The following is a 15,204-nucleotide window of genomic DNA, read 5'->3' as shown; positions in this document are numbered from 1 at the left end:
AAGCAACTATAATAGAATAATTATATATTTTATCTAATATATTATTATAGTATAAAAAACATAGAAGGGAGGGTAATCTATGAAGGTGTATGTTTCGAACTATCTATCAAAAAGTATTAGCATAATAGACTATGAGACTTTAACTTTAGAAAAAGAAATTAAACTGGATGACAATATTTATCCACATCACTTCTGTATAGATAAAGAGAAAAGCAAGATGTATTTACCCAGTTCTAGTAATGGTATCTTGTATGTTTTAGACATGAAGGAGGAAAAAATAATAGACTCTTCATCTATCGGAGGAAGCTTAACTCAAATAGCTATGTTCGAGGAAGAAGTGTTTATTGCCAATGAGGATTCCAACAGTATTTATTTTATGAATAAAAATACATTAGATCCAATAGGCATAATTTGTGTAGATGACATGCCCCATGGTTTTTGCTTTGATTTGCCTAGAAAAAAATTGTATGTCCCTTGTATGGACTCAATAACATGCATTGATATTATTAATAAAGTTATAGAAAGTAAAATAGATATAAATTTCAAGGCATGGCATGTGCAACTAGATAAGTATAAGAGCGAGATTTATGTATCAACTTTAGACGGGAAGGTAGTGATAATTGATGAAGATACTTTGGTTACCAAAAGAGTTTTTGATGAATTTTTGCTACCAGTGCAAATATCTTTTAATTATAAGGATAAAAAAGTGTATGTAGCGGATTTGGGATACAAAAATATAAAGATATTAGATTATAGTTTAGGAAAGTATGTTGGTAATATAGATATAGATGGAATACCTCAGGGATTAGAAATCTCCCCAGACGAAGAAAAATTATTCATATCTGATACTCAGAAAAATTCAGTTAAAGTTTATGACACTTCTACAAATAAATTAATAAAGGAAATAAAAGTAGAAAAAGAGCCTACAACAATTATTTGTATGTAGGCCCTAGTGTATATCTCGGATTAATAAATTTATAACTTCTGCATACATATTAGAAGCATTATTATTCCAATTATTGCATATTTGTTTTGCTTGTTTTTCTGATGAAACGTTTAAGTTTAAATCTATTAAGTTGCTTTGGTTTTCAATAACTCTTAAATTAACAATAAACTCATTTTCACTTTGTTTTACAAAACTAGATTTAACTTGAGTATCAGCTAATAAACTTTCTTTATTATTTTTTATGTATTCGTCAATTTTGACTGCATAAGATTCTGGTATTCTGTTTAAAAAGTACTCTAGTGTTTCAAGTCCTTTTTGTGTTAGACAATAGTACTCTCTGCCAGAGTCTTTGTATGGCTTTATAAACTTAGAATCCATAAGTTGTGATAATATTTGCTGAAATGAGAAATAATTCATCATATCAGTTTCTAAAACAACTTGTGTCATCTGTGAGTTAGTTAGGTCCATATTTATTTTGTCTAAAATATATAAAATTAAAAGTTTATGATATGCCAACTCTTCAGTTGAGTTTTCAAACATATTATTATCCTCCATAAAACAATTTATATTATTATATTAAACTAAATTATAAAAAAATAAAAGTGGTATTTAAAATAAAAAAATATATAACAAAGGCTACCTAATTAGGTAGCCTTACATTAATGTGTTTTTAAAAAAAAACTATTTACCTGCCATTTGCTTTTCAGCCATCTCAACTAATTTTTTAGTCATATATCCACCAACATAACCGTTTTGTCTTGCAGTTAAATTACCTTTGTCAATATTTTCGTAATTAGACATTCCTAATTCACCAGCTATTTCTAATTTCATTTGATTTAATGCAGCTTTAGCTTCAGGTACAACTTTGCTTGTTGACATAGTAACTTTCCTCCTCAAGTTGAAATATATTTTTTTAACATCGTTTAATTGATGTTAATTATAATTTCTCCAAATACAAAAGTTATATTCTGAAAAATAAATCCAAAAAAGTCGAATTTAGCAAAAAAAATTGAGAGCAAGTATTTATCCTATTTTCACAAACTAATATATAAATGTGGCGAATTTTAGTACATGCTTTTGTAATTTTTTTTTAATTTTAAAAATAAATATATTGTAGGAGTATTTTATATAGGAGGTAAAAAATGAACTCAGCGTATAAAAGAACAAAGGCTTTTATCTTAAGTATAACTTTATTTTTTGGAGCATTATTTATTATAGGTGGTTTCGTATTGGGAATAAAAAATATATGCTCTGCTATTCAAGGATATGAAACACCTATAAATAGAGTTCATACAAAGGATAAAAAAGTTGCGCTAACCTTTGATGTTGCTTGGGGAAGTGAAAATATTGAGGAGATATTAGACATATTAGATAAGCATAATGCAAAAGCTACATTCTTTTTGGTTGGTAGTTGGGTTGATGACAACAAAGAATTAGTCAAAGAAATACATAATAGAGGTCATGAAATAGGTAATCATTCAAACACACATAGCTCTTTTCCAGACATATCTAATGAAGACAAAATAGAAGAAATAATATCGACAAGTAATAAAATAAAAGATTTAACAGGTGAAAAAGTAAATTTATTCAGACCTCCTTTTGGAAATGTGGATAAGGACACTATGAGTACTTGCAAATCTTTAGGATATTACACAATTAAATGGGATGTGGATTCTGGAGATTGGAAAAATATTGGTTCAGTACATGTTGTAGATAGAGTAAGCAAAAATACTTCACCTGGTTCAATTATATTATTTCACGCAAATGTTAAAGACGTAGGTTTATATTTGGATAATTGTCTATCTAATTTAGAAAAGAAAAATTATGAAATGGTTACAGTGTCTAATCTAATTTATAAAAACAATTACAAAATAAATTCTTCTGGTGAGCAAAATATTCAAAGAAATGATTAAATGTAATAAAAAGTAAATACTATAAATATATTTATGGTAGAAGAAAAGATAAAGTTATAATTAACAATTTTGGGGGGATAAATAATATGATAATTGTTAAGGACGATACTAATGTTGTAAATTTAAAAGGTGAACTAGAAGATGAATTAAAATTCAGTCATGAAATATTTGGTGAAAAGTTTTATAGCACAAAAATAAAAATTGACAGGCTAAGCAATTCCTACGATGTTCTTCCAATGACTATCTCAGAAAGATTATTACAAGATATAGATTTTGAGAGTGAAAAATTGGTAAGTGTTGTTGGCCAACTAAGATCATATAATAAAAATATTGATAATAAAAATAAACTTGTTTTAACGGTATTTGTTCGCGAAATAAAGGCTATATCAGAAATTGATACAAAGGATCCTAATAGCATATTCTTAGATGGATATATATGTAAGTCACCAATATATAGAAAAACACCACTTGGAAGAGAGATAACAGATTTATTAGTTGCAATTAATAGACCTTACAATAAATCTGATTACATTCCGTCTATAGTATGGGGAAGAAATGCCAAATTTGCAAAGAGTCTTAATGTTGGAGATAGAATTCAAATGTGGGGAAGAGTGCAAAGTAGAGTCTATGATAAAAAGTTAGAGGGTGGTGATTCTGTTAAAAGAACAGCCTATGAAGTTTCTGTATCAAAAATAAAAAAAGCTACATCAGATGACGAAGAATAAATTATATTACAAATAATAATATATGTATTGAATACTTAATTAGGATTTATTATAATCTAATAATGACTGCAATTATACGAAAAGCTTTATAGGGAGGATAACGTGGAAAGTTTACTATACAATAAATACGAATCATGTTCAGGATTACTTGAGTTTTCCGAAGAAGTGCTATCATTTTTAAATAATATAAAACATGATATCGGAAGCAAAGTCTTATTAGTGGGTAAAGTTGGAGAGCTAGGCAAGAGAATAAGGGCATTTGGTGTTCAGGTAACCATTTTAGAGCATAACAATAGAGAAGAGGTTTGTTTTTCTCATGTAATGAATGAGAATTGCACAGTAGTAAGTGGACAGTTAGAATATATGCCTTTCAATGACAATTATTTTGACAAAATTATAGTATTAGATTATTTAAATCATACAGCAAATTGTAATAAGTCTGTAAAAGAAATCAATAGGGTGCTTAAACACAATGGAGAAGTAATAGTTGAAGATTTAAACTTAAAAGATTTAAAAGTAAAATTAAAATACTTTAAACATAGAATTTGTGGAGACAATATTCATTATAATTATCCTAGTGAAGTACAAAATATATTCAAAAGATTTGATTTTGAAGGAAAATTAAAAGAAATAGAAAATAAAAGATACATTTATATAGGAAAAAAAAAGTAAAAGAGCTAGAATATAATTAAATAATATGATAAAAGACTAGGTTAACCTAGTCTTTTATCATATATCAAGGAAACCTATTAGAAGGAGAGATAAAAGTGAAATTGGGTATTGATTTTACAATTGTGGGGGCAGCAATGTTATTTGTGGTTCTTATAACTATTCAAATAACATTAAACAGAATATATATTGTTTTAAAAGATATAAGATCTTTGCTAAATATTAAAAAAACTAAGGATTGATGAAGATGAATGGTCTAAAAGATATAAAAGATGATATTCAAAACATAGCTGAAGCTATGCTTTCAGTTTTAAATATTGATGTTACTATAGTTGATGAAGATTTAATAAGAATAGCTGGGACAGGAATTTATCTAGACAAGATTGGTGAAAGAGTAAATGGATATTCGGCATTTAAAAAATGTTTAGAAGAGCAAGTATTAATTTATATAGATGATTCAGAGCAAAATGATATTTGCAAAGAATGCTCTAATAGTGGTAGTTGTAAAGAGTATGCAGAAGTATGTTGTCCAATCACCTTAGACGGATATGCTTATGGAGTGGTAGGCCTTATAGCATTTAATGAAGAGCAATCTTCAATAATAACTGATAATGCAAAGGATCTAACTAACTTTTTAGGAAAAATGGCAGATTTAATATCTAATAAATTGAAGGCTCAAAATAAAACAGAAGAATTAGAGTTGGAAAAGAAAAAGCTGGAGATATTGCTAAATGGTATGAACAAAGCTGTGGTATCCATAGATACTAGGGGAAATATTGATAAATATAATGTTAAATTCAGAGAAAGCTTTAATATAGAGGATGAAAAGTTAGAAGGCGGAAATATTTTTCATCTACTAGACTTTATTAAAAAACCATCAGCTTTAGATTTTGAAAAATATAAAACAGGAATTTTTTATTATAAGAAACAAGGAAGAAATTTAAAAGGAATATATAACATTAGTGAAATAGTAGTTAAAAATAAGTTAAAAGGATATGTTATTGATTTTATTGAAAATAAAGAAGCAATTAAAAACTATAATAAAATTAATAAAGATTATAAAATTACATTAGACAATATTGTTGGTAATAGTCAAATAATGGAGTATACAAAGCAAAAGGCATTAATTGCAGCTAAATCAAATTCCACAGTGCTTATTACAGGTGAAAGTGGGACAGGTAAGGAACTCTTTGCTAGAGCTATTCATAATCATAGTGATAGAACAGACTATCCTTTTGTGGCAGTTAACTGTGCAGCCATACCAGATAATTTATTGGAAAGTGAATTATTTGGGTATGAAGAAGGTGCTTTTACAGGAGCCAAAAAGGGTGGAAAACTAGGTAAATTTGAGTTGGCTCATAAAGGAACTATATTTTTAGATGAAATAGGAGATATGAGTATTCACTTACAAGGGAAACTTTTAAGAGTACTACAAGAAAGAGAGCTAGATAAAATTGGAGGAAAGTCCAACATATTTATTGATGTTAGAGTTATTGCAGCCACTAATAAAAATTTAGAAGCTTTAGTTAAAAATGGGCAATTTAGAGAAGACTTATATTATAGACTAAAAGTAATTCCAATAACTTTACCAACCTTAAGAGAACGTAAAAGTGATATTCCTTTACTAATTAATTATATGATAAAGGAATATGCTCATAAACTAAATAAGGATGTAATTGGAATAGAAGAAGATGCTAGTAAGACATTGGCTGATTATACATGGCCAGGTAATGTTAGAGAGCTACAAAACATAATTGAATACAGTATAAATATGTCTACTTCACCTTTATTAACCTTAGATATTATACCTAACAATATAAAATCAACATATTATGATGAAAAATCACATAAAGAAGAGGAAATAAGAACTTTAGAAGACTTAGAAAAAGAAGAAATAAGAAAAGCCTTTAATAAATATAAACATTATAAAAAAGATAAGGAATTAGTAGCAAAGGCATTGGGTATATCTAGAGCTACATTATATAGAAAACTTGAAAAATATAATTTAATCTCAAAATGATACAAAAATCTCATTTTGAGATTTTTTTTGCTTATTTTGAGATTTATATAATTCGTTATAATTACACAACCTATTAAAGTATATAAAATTGGCTTGTTAATCTCATTTTTTTCATTTTATAGATTTTTAAAAGTTGGCACGAAAATTGCTATATTATAGTTTGATGACAATATAAAAATAATAATTTATTTTAAATTATGAGGAGGATTATAAAATGAGAGATTTAAGAACAAACTTAGTTGATATATTAAAGGCTGAAGTAAAACCAGCAGTAGGGTGTACTGAGCCAGTTGCTGTAGCATTAGCTTGTGCAAAAGCAAAAGAACTATTAGGAGAAGAAATAGTAAAACATAAAGTATTAGTTAGCCCAAATGTTTATAAAAATGCAATGTGCGTTGGAATACCAGGAACTGATAGATTAGGATTAAAAATAGCTGTTGCTATGGGATTTGTTGGAGGAAAATCTGAGGACGGATTAACTTTATTAGAAGGACTAAGTGATGAGCAAGTTAAGGAATCAGAAAAATATGTGGATGAAAATCCAATAAGTATAGAGCCTTTAGATACTAAGGAAAAGGTTGTTATAGAAGTAAGGTTAGAAGGAAAGAACAATACATCAAGAGTTGTAATAAAAACTAAACATGATAATTTTGTATTCTTACAAGCAAACGATTTAGTTCTATTAGATGAAGCGGACGGATTCGCAGAAAAAGCTGAAGCACAAACTACAGAGAAAAAAGAAAATATAATGGACACTATAACTATAAAAGAAATAGTTGAAAACGTTGAGAATTTGAATCTAGAAGATATTAAATTCTTATTAGATGGTGTAACTATGAATATGGATATGGCAAAATACGGATTAGAAAATGAAATCGGTATAGGTGTTGGTAGAGGTATAAAAGAATCTATGGAAGAAGGATTATTAGGAGATGGAATAATGACAGAAGCTATGCTTTTAACAGCTGCAGCATCTGACGCAAGAATGGGTGGAGCAAAACTTCCTGTTATGAGTTCAAACGGATCTGGTAACCATGGATTAACAGCAATACTTCCAATAGTTGCTTATAGTTTAAAATACCCACAAAGTGACGAAAAATTAGCAAAAGCTCTTGCAATATCTCACTTAGTAACTGCATATGTTAAAAACTTTACTGGAAGATTGTCTGCTGTATGTGGATGTGGTGTAGCTGCATCAACTGGAGCAAGTGCAGGTATAGCTTGGTTAATGGATGGAAATATTAATCATATATACGGAGCTATAGAAAATATGATAGCTGACTTAAGTGGTATGATTTGTGATGGTGCAAAAGCAGGATGTGCGTTAAAATTATCTTCAGCAGCATCAGCAGCAGTTCAAAGTGCTGTTATAGCTAAGCAAGGATATGCAGTACCACCACTAAATGGTATAGTTGGTACACAAGTTGAGCAATCTATACAAAACTTAGGTAAAGTTAGTGATAAAGGAATGCAAATAACAGACGAAATAATATTAAATGTAATGAATGATATGAATAAAGTTGACTAAAACTATCTTGCAAAAGAAGTTAATCTTTTATAAAATGGAAATATCATCATTTATTTAGGAGGTTAATCAATGGATATTGATAAAAAAGTATGGGAAGTTCTATGCTCGGAAGAACAATTAAAAGATAGAATAAAGGAATTAGGGGAAGAACTTTCAAAAGATTACCAAGGAAAAAAATTAATGGTCGTATCTCTGTTAAAAGGTAGCTTCATTTTCTGCTCTGATTTAGTTAGAGCATTAGATATACCAGTAAGAATAGAATTTATGACAACTTCAAGCTATGGACATGGAACTGCTACTTCAGGAAGAGTTCAAATAGTTAATGACATAAAGTCTGATTTAGAGGGATATGATGTATTAGTTGTTGATGATATAACAGATTCAGCTCATACTATGGCTCATGTAATGAATCATTTAGGATCTAAAAATCCAACAAGTATAAAATGCTGTGTATTATTAGACAAACCAAGTAGAAGAGAAGTAGACTTAGTACCTGATTACTGTGGATTTACAATAGAAGATAAATTTGTTGTAGGTTACGGATTAAACTATGGTGATTATTATAGAAATATACCATATGTATTTGCAGTAACAGATCAAGATAGATAGTAAGATGAAAGGGGGGAACATTTTTGTTACCCCCTTGAATTTTGTCTAAATTTATTAAGTATATGCTAATGTATTTACAGAATTTATTTATCGTTTAACTTTTCTATTCGATATCCAATTTCTTTATTGGCAAGTTTGTAACTTTCTTCAATCATATCTTCATTGTTCATATCATCACCAAATAAAGCATCTATAGTAAGTTGATTTCTTTGATGAAAATATTTTTCTAATAGAAGCTCTTCCAAGTCTTTTTGTGTTTTTAAATTACCTTCATGCATTATATGATTTACATCAAACCCCTCTTTAATTAATTCTTTTCCTACTAATATGGCACGAGGGCATCTTATAGGTTCTTGCATGGCACCAAGTAAGACTATCTTATAGCCTTTATTGCAACCTATTTTTAATCTTTCTACACCTTTTTTAAAGTCATCTTCTAATGTAACTTTCTCAAAATCTGCATATCCTCCATTATTATAACTCTCTCTATTTCTTCTTTTAGCTCCAAATTCATCAGCCATATAGATATAGGTATATCCTAACCTTTTCAAGTTTGCTTGAAAAAATTCTTTGTTGTATTGAGTATTATACTTTGAGTAAGGAATGGCTCTTATGTCAATTACACAATTTATATTGTATTTCTTTAATATTTCTATGAATTTATCAAAAGGGTAATTAGAATGACCTAGTGTATATATTTCCATTTCAATCACTTCCTTGTTATGTATTTAATTATATAAATATAATACCCTAATTTTAATGTGACATTTTAAAATAATACTATATTTTAAAATAAAATTTATACCCGATTATAATCCACTAACTAAATTAATATAAAAATATTATTAATTATACTTCGATAATATATATTATAGTTTGAACAATATGATAAGATAATTTATAACTGAAATATGGTAGGCAAAAGATGAGGGGGATGGTAAATGAAAAGAATTATAACTATGGGGCTATTAATAATAAAGATACAAATTATATAAAAGACGATCCAATTAAACTTAAACTTGAAAAAGGAGAGTTAATAAAAGTTGAGATTGAGATGAAATCCAATGAAAAACTTCAGAGTCCTATTGTAGTAACACTTCGAGATTTATCAAATAAAGAATATATATATTCAAAAAGTGTAGACAATACAAATGAAAATATATTTACAACAGAAAGAGTGGCTAAAGATGGAGAGTATGAAATATCAGTAAATATGAGTGATATAAAAAAGTATAAATTTAAAGTTATAGCTATAAAAGAATAGATATTATTTAACTGATAAAAATTACATAATTATTATGATGCTGAAAATACAAAATCAGAAAAAGTGAATCTTTATTGTAAACAATGGTAATACTGATTAATAATATATAATAAGTAAATTTATTGACATTTAAATTAAAAGATAATAATATTAAGATAGAAAATCATATAATAAATCCCATGACAAGGAAAAGTAGTTAAAATCAGGTTCGATATAGAGAGTTGAGGATGGTGGAATCTCAACAAGAAAGATTTAATGAATGGGCCTTCTAGGAGTAAATTGAAATCTATTTGAGAGTAGACTTTACCGTGTGTTGCACGTTACAGCAATTGAGGTATGATAGTACCAATAATTAAGAGGTGTATTTTTATAATACACAATTTAGGTGGCAACGCGGATATAATACTCCGTCCTATAGTTTTAGGACGGAGTTTTTTTACATTCATAGACATTATATTTTGTTCAGCAGAGTTACCTGAAGAGGTAACGAAGGCATCTCGCTGGCTATATGAGCAAAGCGAATTTTACTGAAAACTACAAATATCATAAGGAGATGAAGAAATGAGTAAAAAAGTAATATTAACAGGAGATAGACCTACGGGAAAACTTCATTTAGGACATTATACAGGTTCATTAAAAAACAGAGTGGAGTTACAAAATTCAGGATTATACGATATGTTCGTTATGATAGCTGACCAACAAGCCTTAACAGATAATGCAAAGGATCCTCAAAAAATAATAGATAGTTTAATGGAAGTAGTTTTAGATTATTTATCAGTAGGATTAGATCCAGAAAAAACTAATATATTTATACAATCTCAAATACCAGAATTAGCAGAACTTACAGTATACTATTTAAACTTAGTTACAGTGGCTAGACTTAACAGAAACCCTACTGTAAAAGATGAAATAAATCAAAAAGGATTTGGAGAAGGTATACCAGCAGGATTCTTTGTTTATCCAGTAAGTCAGGCAGCAGATATAACTGCATTCAAAGCTGATTTAGTACCAGTTGGGAACGATCAAAAGCCAATGATAGAGCAAACTAGAGAAGTTGTAAGAAGCTTCAACAACACATATGGAGAAGTATTAGTTGAACCAGAAGGAATGTATCCAGAAGGAATAGAAGGAAGAATGCCAGGAATAGATGGTAAGGCGAAAATGAGTAAATCATTAGGAAATGCCATATACTTAAGTGATGACGAAGAAACAGTTAAAAAGAAAGTTATGAGCATGTTCACAGACCCTAACCATATAAGAGTTGAAGATCCAGGATGTGTTGAAAATAATACAGTGTTTACTTATTTAGATGCTTTCTGTACAGACAAAGCGTACTTAGAAGACTTAAAGGCACATTACAAAAGAGGTGGTCTTGGAGATGTTAAAGTAAAAAGATACTTAAACGAAGTACTTCAAACTGAATTAGCTCCAATAAGAGCAAGAAGGGCAGAATTAGAAAAAGATAAAGCATATTTATATGAAGTATTAAGAAAAGGTAGCGAAAATGCTAGAGCAGTAGCGGCTCAGACTCTAAAAGAAGTAAGAGAAGCTATGGGAATAGAATACTTTAAAGGTTTATAAAAATAGATTAAAAGGTGTTGTTTATTAACAATACCTTTTATTTTTTTCTGATTTTTTGTAATTACTCCTTTCAACTATGATAATATAAGTATGGTAAAGATATTAGATATAATTTTTATATTAAATTCAAAAGAAGAGGACGGTAGTATGAAAATATTTAATCAATTAGGAATAATATTTGGAATATGGGCAGGGGGAGAATTAATAAGCTCTCTGTGTAGTGATTTTATTAAAATTCCTGGCACAATAGTAGGAATGGTAATTTTATTCTTATTACTTCAATTTAAAATAATAAAAGAAGAAGCCATAAGAGAAGTATCAGATTTTCTACTTAATAACATGGCTATATTTTTTGTGCCCGCAGGTGTATCTCTTATAAACTCTTTAGGTTTAATAGGAGAAAATATAGTAGTTTTATTATTAAGCGTGACTGTTGCAACTATGATTATTATGCTGGTAACGGGTAAAACAGTAGATGTTATGATTCATAAAAAGCAAGTAACGATAGATAAAGAAGAACCTGATGAAAGATTCGCATAGTAAGAGGGATAGGAGATAGTAAATGGAGCAAATATTAAATACACAATTATTTGGACTTGTAACAATTTTAGTTTTTTATAATATAGGTTTGTTTATACAGAAAAAAGCAAAGAAGCCTATATTTAATGGTTTATTAATATGCATAATACTAATTATATTATTTTTAAAAATTACAAATATACCTTATGAAAACTTTAAAATAGGTGCAGATACAATGAATTTTATGTTAGGACCTGTTACAGTAGTTTTAGCAGTACCACTTTACAGACAGTTTGATTTATTTAAAAAGCATTTAAAAGAAATTTTAATTGGAATTGTAGTAGGAGTAGTTACTTCTTTTATAATAATAACTATTATAGGAAAATTAACTTTGACAAATAATGAAATAGTTTATTCTATTTTACCAAAATCAATTACAACACCAATGGGTATATCATTAGTTAATGCCTTAGGTGGAGTGGAATCTATAACTGTTGTTTGTATAATTGCAACAGGGATATTTGGAAACATATTAGGAGATTTAGTGTTAAAGATAGGAAATATAAAACACCCTGTATCAAAGGGAATAGCCTTGGGAACGGCAGCTCATGCTATGGGTACAAGTAAAGCCCTAGAAATGGGAGAAATTGAAGGTGCTATGTCATCTCTGTCTATAGGTATTTCTGGTGTTTTAACAGTTATGTTAGTACCTATACTGATGAGTTTTATGGGATAATAATTATTTAGTTTATATTTAAAGTATTTTAATTTATTAATCAAAGAAATAATAGCTGATTTAGTAGTCTCAAAGCATGGCCATGTCTCCAAGTGCAATTTATGACCAATTAATATCAGAGTATGGAGAGCAATTTACGAAAAAAAAGCACAGTATGCTATAGACAATCTAGAGTAATATATTATATTGCAAATATAAAAAGATAACTAAAGCACCTAGTATAAAAACTAGGTGCTTTTTATGGTATTATGAATCATTATTAAAGCTTTTACTAATTGTATTCTTAGATTAATCTAATTTTCTTAAATCTTCCATTACTTTTGTTTTGTCAGCAGTTTTTTCGTCTTTTTTCTTAATTATTCTAGCAGGAGAGCCAGCCACTACAACACCTGGAGGCACATCTTTTGTAACAACAGAACCTGCAGCAACAACAGAGCCTTTACCGACTCTCACACCTTCAAGAATAACCGAATTTGCACCTATTAGTACATCATCTTCAATTATAACTGGAGTAGCAGAAGGTGGCTCAAGAACACCGGCAACAACAGAGCAAGCCCCAAGGTGTACATTCTTACCAAGCATTCCTCTAGCGCCTATTACAGCATTCATATCTACCATAGATCCTTCGCCAACAACGGCACCTATATTTATTACAGCACCCATCATAATTACGGCATTTTTTTCTATCGTAACCATATCTCTTATTAATGCACCGGGCTCAATTCTAGCCTCAGCATGTAAGAAATTATAAAGAGGGATAGCTGAATTTCTTCTATCATATTCTATATGAATATCATCCACAGAAGATTTAAAACTTTCCACATCTTTCATTATAGTTTGATAATCACCAATTAAAATATAAGAACCTTCTTGACCAAATACCTTGTATTTGTCGTTTTTTTCTATTTTTATATTGCCTGAAACATAAACTTTTACAGGTGTTTGTTTTTCAGCATCTTTTATATATTTAGCTATTTCATAAGCATCGTTTAAATTAACCATTGTCATCCTCCCCCAATTTGTCTAGTTCTTAGTCTAGCATGTTATTCATATTGTAATACCCAGCTTCTTTATTTGCTAAGAATTTTGCAGCTGCAATAGCTCCCTTTGCAAAAATATCCTTAGATTGAGCTGTATGTTTTATTTCTACAACTTCATCATGGCCAGCAAATATAGTAGTGTGTTCGCCTACGATTGTTCCGCCCCTTATAGCATGAATACCAACCTCAGTAGGTTTCCTCTTTTCAGAGCGACCGTATCTTCCATATATACATTCACTTTCTGGCAGAATATCTTTAATTCCATTAGCTATCATAACAGCTGTACCACTAGGTGAATCTAGTTTTTTATTATGGTGTTTTTCTATTATTTCTATGTCAAATCCATTAAGAGCTTTAGCTGCTTCTTTAACTAATTTAACAAGAACATTTACACCTAGAGACATATTAGAAGAGTGGAAAATAGGAATAATAGCCGAAGCTTTTTCTATTTCACCTAATTCTTCATCATTAAAGCCTGTAGTTGCTATTACTAAAGGAATTTTTGTTTTTGTTGCATAATCTAAAACATCATATATAGCAGAGTGATGAGAAAAATCGATAATAACATCAGCATCTTCTTCTACTTCACTCATTTTATGGTAAGTTTTGAATGGAACGTCTAATTCATCTCTAGATGTACCACAAACAAGCTGTAGATCACTATCTTCATTAACACATTTAGTTAAAACTTTACCCATACTACCACTATAACCATTTATAATTACTCTTAACATGTTGCCTCCTGTATTTTTAGTCCCCAATTAACTAATTCTCTTTTTAAAACTTCTAAATTTTGTTCTTCCATTTCAGCTAGAGGAAGTCTTAAATCTCCCACATTAAATCCTAATAAATTAACAGCAGTTTTTACTGGTATAGGATTTACTTCTATGAACAAAGCATCTATTAAAGGTTTCATACCTAATTGTAATTTTCTAGAGCCTTCTACATTACCTTCCATAAACTTAGCTACTAAATCATGAGTTTCCCTCGGACAAATATTAGCTAGAACTGATATAACTCCAGCACCTCCTAGAGAAAGTAGAGGAAGTATTGAATCATCATTACCAGAATATACAGCAAAGCCTTCTGGAACTAATCTACAAACTTCAGCTACTTGAGCTAAATCTCCACAAGCCTCTTTTAGAGCTACAACGTTATCCACATTTCTAGCTAAATCAGCAACAAGAGCAGGTGGTATATTAACCTTTGTACGTGAAGGAACATTGTATAAAATTATAGGTAGCTTAACACTATTTGCAATAGATACAAAGTGCTTTCTAAGCCCTGACTTATTAGCCTTATTATAGTAAGGAGTTATAATTAAAAGAGCATCTGCGCCTAATTTTTCAGCTTCTTGGCTCATATAGATGGAGTGAGCAGTGTCGTTTCCACCTGTTCCAGCTATTACAGGAACTCTTTTATCAACAGCATCAACAATAGTTTTGATTGCTAATAAATGTTCTTCATCACTCATAGTACTAGCCTCCCCAGTAGTACCACAAGCAACTATAGCATCAGTGCTATTTTCAATTTGAAAATCTACTAATTCTTTTATTTTTTCAACATTAACCTTTCCATTTTCATCAAATGGCGTAACTAAAGCAACTGCAGAACCTTTAAATATCATAAAAAATCTCCCCTTTACCTCAAATTT

Annotated in this window: 19 protein-coding genes and 1 other annotated feature; of the genes, 13 read left to right on the top strand and 6 right to left on the bottom strand. The window is 29.3% G+C overall.

The genetic code is table 11. The annotated features are described in order from the left end of the window. Nucleotides 1-79: 79 nt before the first annotated feature. A complete protein-coding gene (locus K0039_RS12590; protein WP_228105422.1) occupies nt 80-946 on the top strand; it encodes a YncE family protein in 867 nt (288 codons plus the stop codon). 3 nt (nt 947-949) lie between these two features. Here the strand turns inward: K0039_RS12590 and K0039_RS12585 are convergent, their stop codons facing one another. Together K0039_RS12585 and K0039_RS12580 are read right to left on the bottom strand one after the other, a co-directional pair. Then, nucleotides 950-1,486: a DUF4364 family protein gene (locus K0039_RS12585; RefSeq protein ID WP_018591799.1), complete on the bottom strand. Its 537-nt coding sequence runs from the start codon at nt 1,484-1,486 to the stop codon at nt 950-952. Nucleotides 1,487-1,627: 141 nt separating this feature from the next. After that, nucleotides 1,628-1,825: an alpha/beta-type small acid-soluble spore protein gene (locus K0039_RS12580; protein ID WP_228105421.1), complete on the bottom strand. Its 198-nt coding sequence runs from the start codon at nt 1,823-1,825 to the stop codon at nt 1,628-1,630. A 263-nt stretch (nt 1,826-2,088) separates the two neighbouring features. Here K0039_RS12580 and K0039_RS12575 point away from each other — a divergent pair, with 263 nt between their 5' ends. The 7 genes from K0039_RS12575 (at nt 2,089) to hpt (ending at nt 8,410) form a co-directional block, all read left to right on the top strand. Then, nucleotides 2,089-2,859 carry a polysaccharide deacetylase family protein gene (locus tag K0039_RS12575; protein WP_228105420.1) on the top strand — a complete coding sequence of 257 codons (771 nt, stop codon included), beginning with the start codon at nt 2,089-2,091 and terminating at the stop codon, nt 2,857-2,859. Nucleotides 2,860-2,945: 86 nt separating this feature from the next. Then, nucleotides 2,946-3,584 (top strand): single-stranded DNA-binding protein, encoded by a 639-nt coding sequence (locus K0039_RS12570; RefSeq protein WP_228105419.1) that lies wholly within the window; start codon nt 2,946-2,948, stop codon nt 3,582-3,584. A gap of 102 nt (nt 3,585-3,686) precedes the next feature. After that, nucleotides 3,687-4,256 carry a class I SAM-dependent methyltransferase gene (locus tag K0039_RS22245; RefSeq protein ID WP_228105418.1) on the top strand — a complete coding sequence of 190 codons (570 nt, stop codon included), beginning with the start codon at nt 3,687-3,689 and terminating at the stop codon, nt 4,254-4,256. A 95-nt stretch (nt 4,257-4,351) separates the two neighbouring features. After that, nucleotides 4,352-4,495 (top strand): hypothetical protein, encoded by a 144-nt coding sequence (locus tag K0039_RS12560; protein WP_228105417.1) that lies wholly within the window; start codon nt 4,352-4,354, stop codon nt 4,493-4,495. A gap of 5 nt (nt 4,496-4,500) precedes the next feature. Then, a complete protein-coding gene (locus K0039_RS12555; RefSeq protein ID WP_228105416.1) occupies nt 4,501-6,273 on the top strand; it encodes a sigma-54 interaction domain-containing protein in 1,773 nt (590 codons plus the stop codon). A 214-nt stretch (nt 6,274-6,487) separates the two neighbouring features. Further along, complete coding sequence (locus K0039_RS12550; RefSeq protein ID WP_228105415.1) at nt 6,488-7,801, top strand: L-cysteine desulfidase family protein; 1,314 nt, start codon at nt 6,488-6,490, stop codon at nt 7,799-7,801. Between the two features lie 69 nt (nt 7,802-7,870). Next, the gene (gene hpt / locus K0039_RS12545; RefSeq protein ID WP_228105414.1) at nt 7,871-8,410 is read left to right on the top strand and encodes a hypoxanthine phosphoribosyltransferase; all 540 of its coding nucleotides are present in this window, start codon (nt 7,871-7,873) and stop codon (nt 8,408-8,410) included. Nucleotides 8,411-8,493: 83 nt separating this feature from the next. Here hpt and K0039_RS12540 read toward each other — a convergent pair whose 3' ends face one another. Beyond that, nucleotides 8,494-9,114 carry a DUF488 domain-containing protein gene (locus K0039_RS12540; RefSeq protein WP_228105413.1) on the bottom strand — a complete coding sequence of 207 codons (621 nt, stop codon included), beginning with the start codon at nt 9,112-9,114 and terminating at the stop codon, nt 8,494-8,496. A gap of 230 nt (nt 9,115-9,344) precedes the next feature. On the opposite strand from K0039_RS12540, the gene K0039_RS12535 reads away from it, so the two are divergent. From K0039_RS12535 to K0039_RS23890, 5 genes are all read left to right on the top strand, one after another. Next, nucleotides 9,345-9,674, top strand: a complete 330-nt coding sequence (locus K0039_RS12535) for a hypothetical protein (protein WP_228105412.1) — start codon at nt 9,345-9,347, stop codon at nt 9,672-9,674. A 170-nt stretch (nt 9,675-9,844) separates the two neighbouring features. Then, nucleotides 9,845-10,092: a binding site (T-box leader), on the top strand. 143 nt (nt 10,093-10,235) lie between these two features. Further along, a complete protein-coding gene (trpS, locus tag K0039_RS12530) occupies nt 10,236-11,255 on the top strand; it encodes a tryptophan--tRNA ligase (protein WP_228105411.1) in 1,020 nt (339 codons plus the stop codon). 147 nt (nt 11,256-11,402) lie between these two features. Further along, on the top strand, nt 11,403-11,795 hold the full coding sequence (locus tag K0039_RS12525) for a CidA/LrgA family protein (RefSeq protein WP_228105410.1): 393 nt from the start codon (nt 11,403-11,405) through the stop codon (nt 11,793-11,795). A gap of 22 nt (nt 11,796-11,817) precedes the next feature. Then, the gene (locus K0039_RS12520) at nt 11,818-12,510 is read left to right on the top strand and encodes an LrgB family protein (RefSeq protein ID WP_228105409.1); all 693 of its coding nucleotides are present in this window, start codon (nt 11,818-11,820) and stop codon (nt 12,508-12,510) included. 76 nt (nt 12,511-12,586) lie between these two features. Then, a complete protein-coding gene (locus tag K0039_RS23890) occupies nt 12,587-12,673 on the top strand; it encodes an Ltp family lipoprotein (protein ID WP_228105619.1) in 87 nt (28 codons plus the stop codon). Between the two features lie 125 nt (nt 12,674-12,798). Here K0039_RS23890 and dapD read toward each other — a convergent pair whose 3' ends face one another. From dapD to dapA, 3 genes are read right to left on the bottom strand one after another with little or no spacing between them, the layout of a single operon-like run. After that, nucleotides 12,799-13,512 carry a 2,3,4,5-tetrahydropyridine-2,6-dicarboxylate N-acetyltransferase gene (gene dapD, locus K0039_RS12510; protein WP_228105408.1) on the bottom strand — a complete coding sequence of 238 codons (714 nt, stop codon included), beginning with the start codon at nt 13,510-13,512 and terminating at the stop codon, nt 12,799-12,801. Between the two features lie 28 nt (nt 13,513-13,540). After that, on the bottom strand, nt 13,541-14,284 hold the full coding sequence (dapB, locus tag K0039_RS12505; protein ID WP_228105407.1) for a 4-hydroxy-tetrahydrodipicolinate reductase: 744 nt from the start codon (nt 14,282-14,284) through the stop codon (nt 13,541-13,543). After that, on the bottom strand, nt 14,278-15,177 hold the full coding sequence (dapA, locus tag K0039_RS12500; protein WP_228105406.1) for a 4-hydroxy-tetrahydrodipicolinate synthase: 900 nt from the start codon (nt 15,175-15,177) through the stop codon (nt 14,278-14,280). The genes dapB and dapA overlap by 7 nt, the downstream gene beginning before the upstream one ends. Between the last annotated feature and the right edge of the window lie 27 nt (nt 15,178-15,204).

This window comes from Terrisporobacter mayombei (assembly GCF_020748465.1).
Taxonomy (GTDB): Bacteria; Bacillota; Clostridia; order Peptostreptococcales; family Peptostreptococcaceae; genus Terrisporobacter; species Terrisporobacter mayombei.
This window is presented reverse-complemented; position numbering and strand designations above follow the sequence as displayed.

What these genes read in the sequence shown, in the direction of transcription:
- K0039_RS12520 (WP_228105409.1), top strand. Translation starts at nt 11,818, where the DNA reads ATGGAGCAAATATTAAATACACAATTATTTGGACTTGTAACAATTTTA.
- K0039_RS12550 (WP_228105415.1), top strand. Translation starts at nt 6,488, where the DNA reads ATGAGAGATTTAAGAACAAACTTAGTTGATATATTAAAGGCTGAAGTA.
- K0039_RS12570 (WP_228105419.1), top strand. Translation starts at nt 2,946, where the DNA reads ATGATAATTGTTAAGGACGATACTAATGTTGTAAATTTAAAAGGTGAA.
- K0039_RS12535 (WP_228105412.1), top strand. Translation starts at nt 9,345, where the DNA reads ATGGTAAATGAAAAGAATTATAACTATGGGGCTATTAATAATAAAGAT.
- K0039_RS12555 (WP_228105416.1), top strand. Translation starts at nt 4,501, where the DNA reads ATGAATGGTCTAAAAGATATAAAAGATGATATTCAAAACATAGCTGAA.
- dapA (WP_228105406.1), bottom strand. Translation starts at nt 15,177, where the DNA reads ATGATATTTAAAGGTTCTGCAGTTGCTTTAGTTACGCCATTTGATGAA.
- trpS (WP_228105411.1), top strand. Translation starts at nt 10,236, where the DNA reads ATGAGTAAAAAAGTAATATTAACAGGAGATAGACCTACGGGAAAACTT.
- K0039_RS12575 (WP_228105420.1), top strand. Translation starts at nt 2,089, where the DNA reads ATGAACTCAGCGTATAAAAGAACAAAGGCTTTTATCTTAAGTATAACT.
- dapD (WP_228105408.1), bottom strand. Translation starts at nt 13,512, where the DNA reads ATGGTTAATTTAAACGATGCTTATGAAATAGCTAAATATATAAAAGAT.
- dapB (WP_228105407.1), bottom strand. Translation starts at nt 14,284, where the DNA reads ATGTTAAGAGTAATTATAAATGGTTATAGTGGTAGTATGGGTAAAGTT.
- K0039_RS12590 (WP_228105422.1), top strand. Translation starts at nt 80, where the DNA reads ATGAAGGTGTATGTTTCGAACTATCTATCAAAAAGTATTAGCATAATA.
- hpt (WP_228105414.1), top strand. Translation starts at nt 7,871, where the DNA reads ATGGATATTGATAAAAAAGTATGGGAAGTTCTATGCTCGGAAGAACAA.
- K0039_RS12525 (WP_228105410.1), top strand. Translation starts at nt 11,403, where the DNA reads ATGAAAATATTTAATCAATTAGGAATAATATTTGGAATATGGGCAGGG.
- K0039_RS12540 (WP_228105413.1), bottom strand. Translation starts at nt 9,114, where the DNA reads ATGGAAATATATACACTAGGTCATTCTAATTACCCTTTTGATAAATTC.
- K0039_RS23890 (WP_228105619.1), top strand. Translation starts at nt 12,587, where the DNA reads ATGGCCATGTCTCCAAGTGCAATTTATGACCAATTAATATCAGAGTAT.
- K0039_RS12580 (WP_228105421.1), bottom strand. Translation starts at nt 1,825, where the DNA reads ATGTCAACAAGCAAAGTTGTACCTGAAGCTAAAGCTGCATTAAATCAA.
- K0039_RS12585 (WP_018591799.1), bottom strand. Translation starts at nt 1,486, where the DNA reads ATGTTTGAAAACTCAACTGAAGAGTTGGCATATCATAAACTTTTAATT.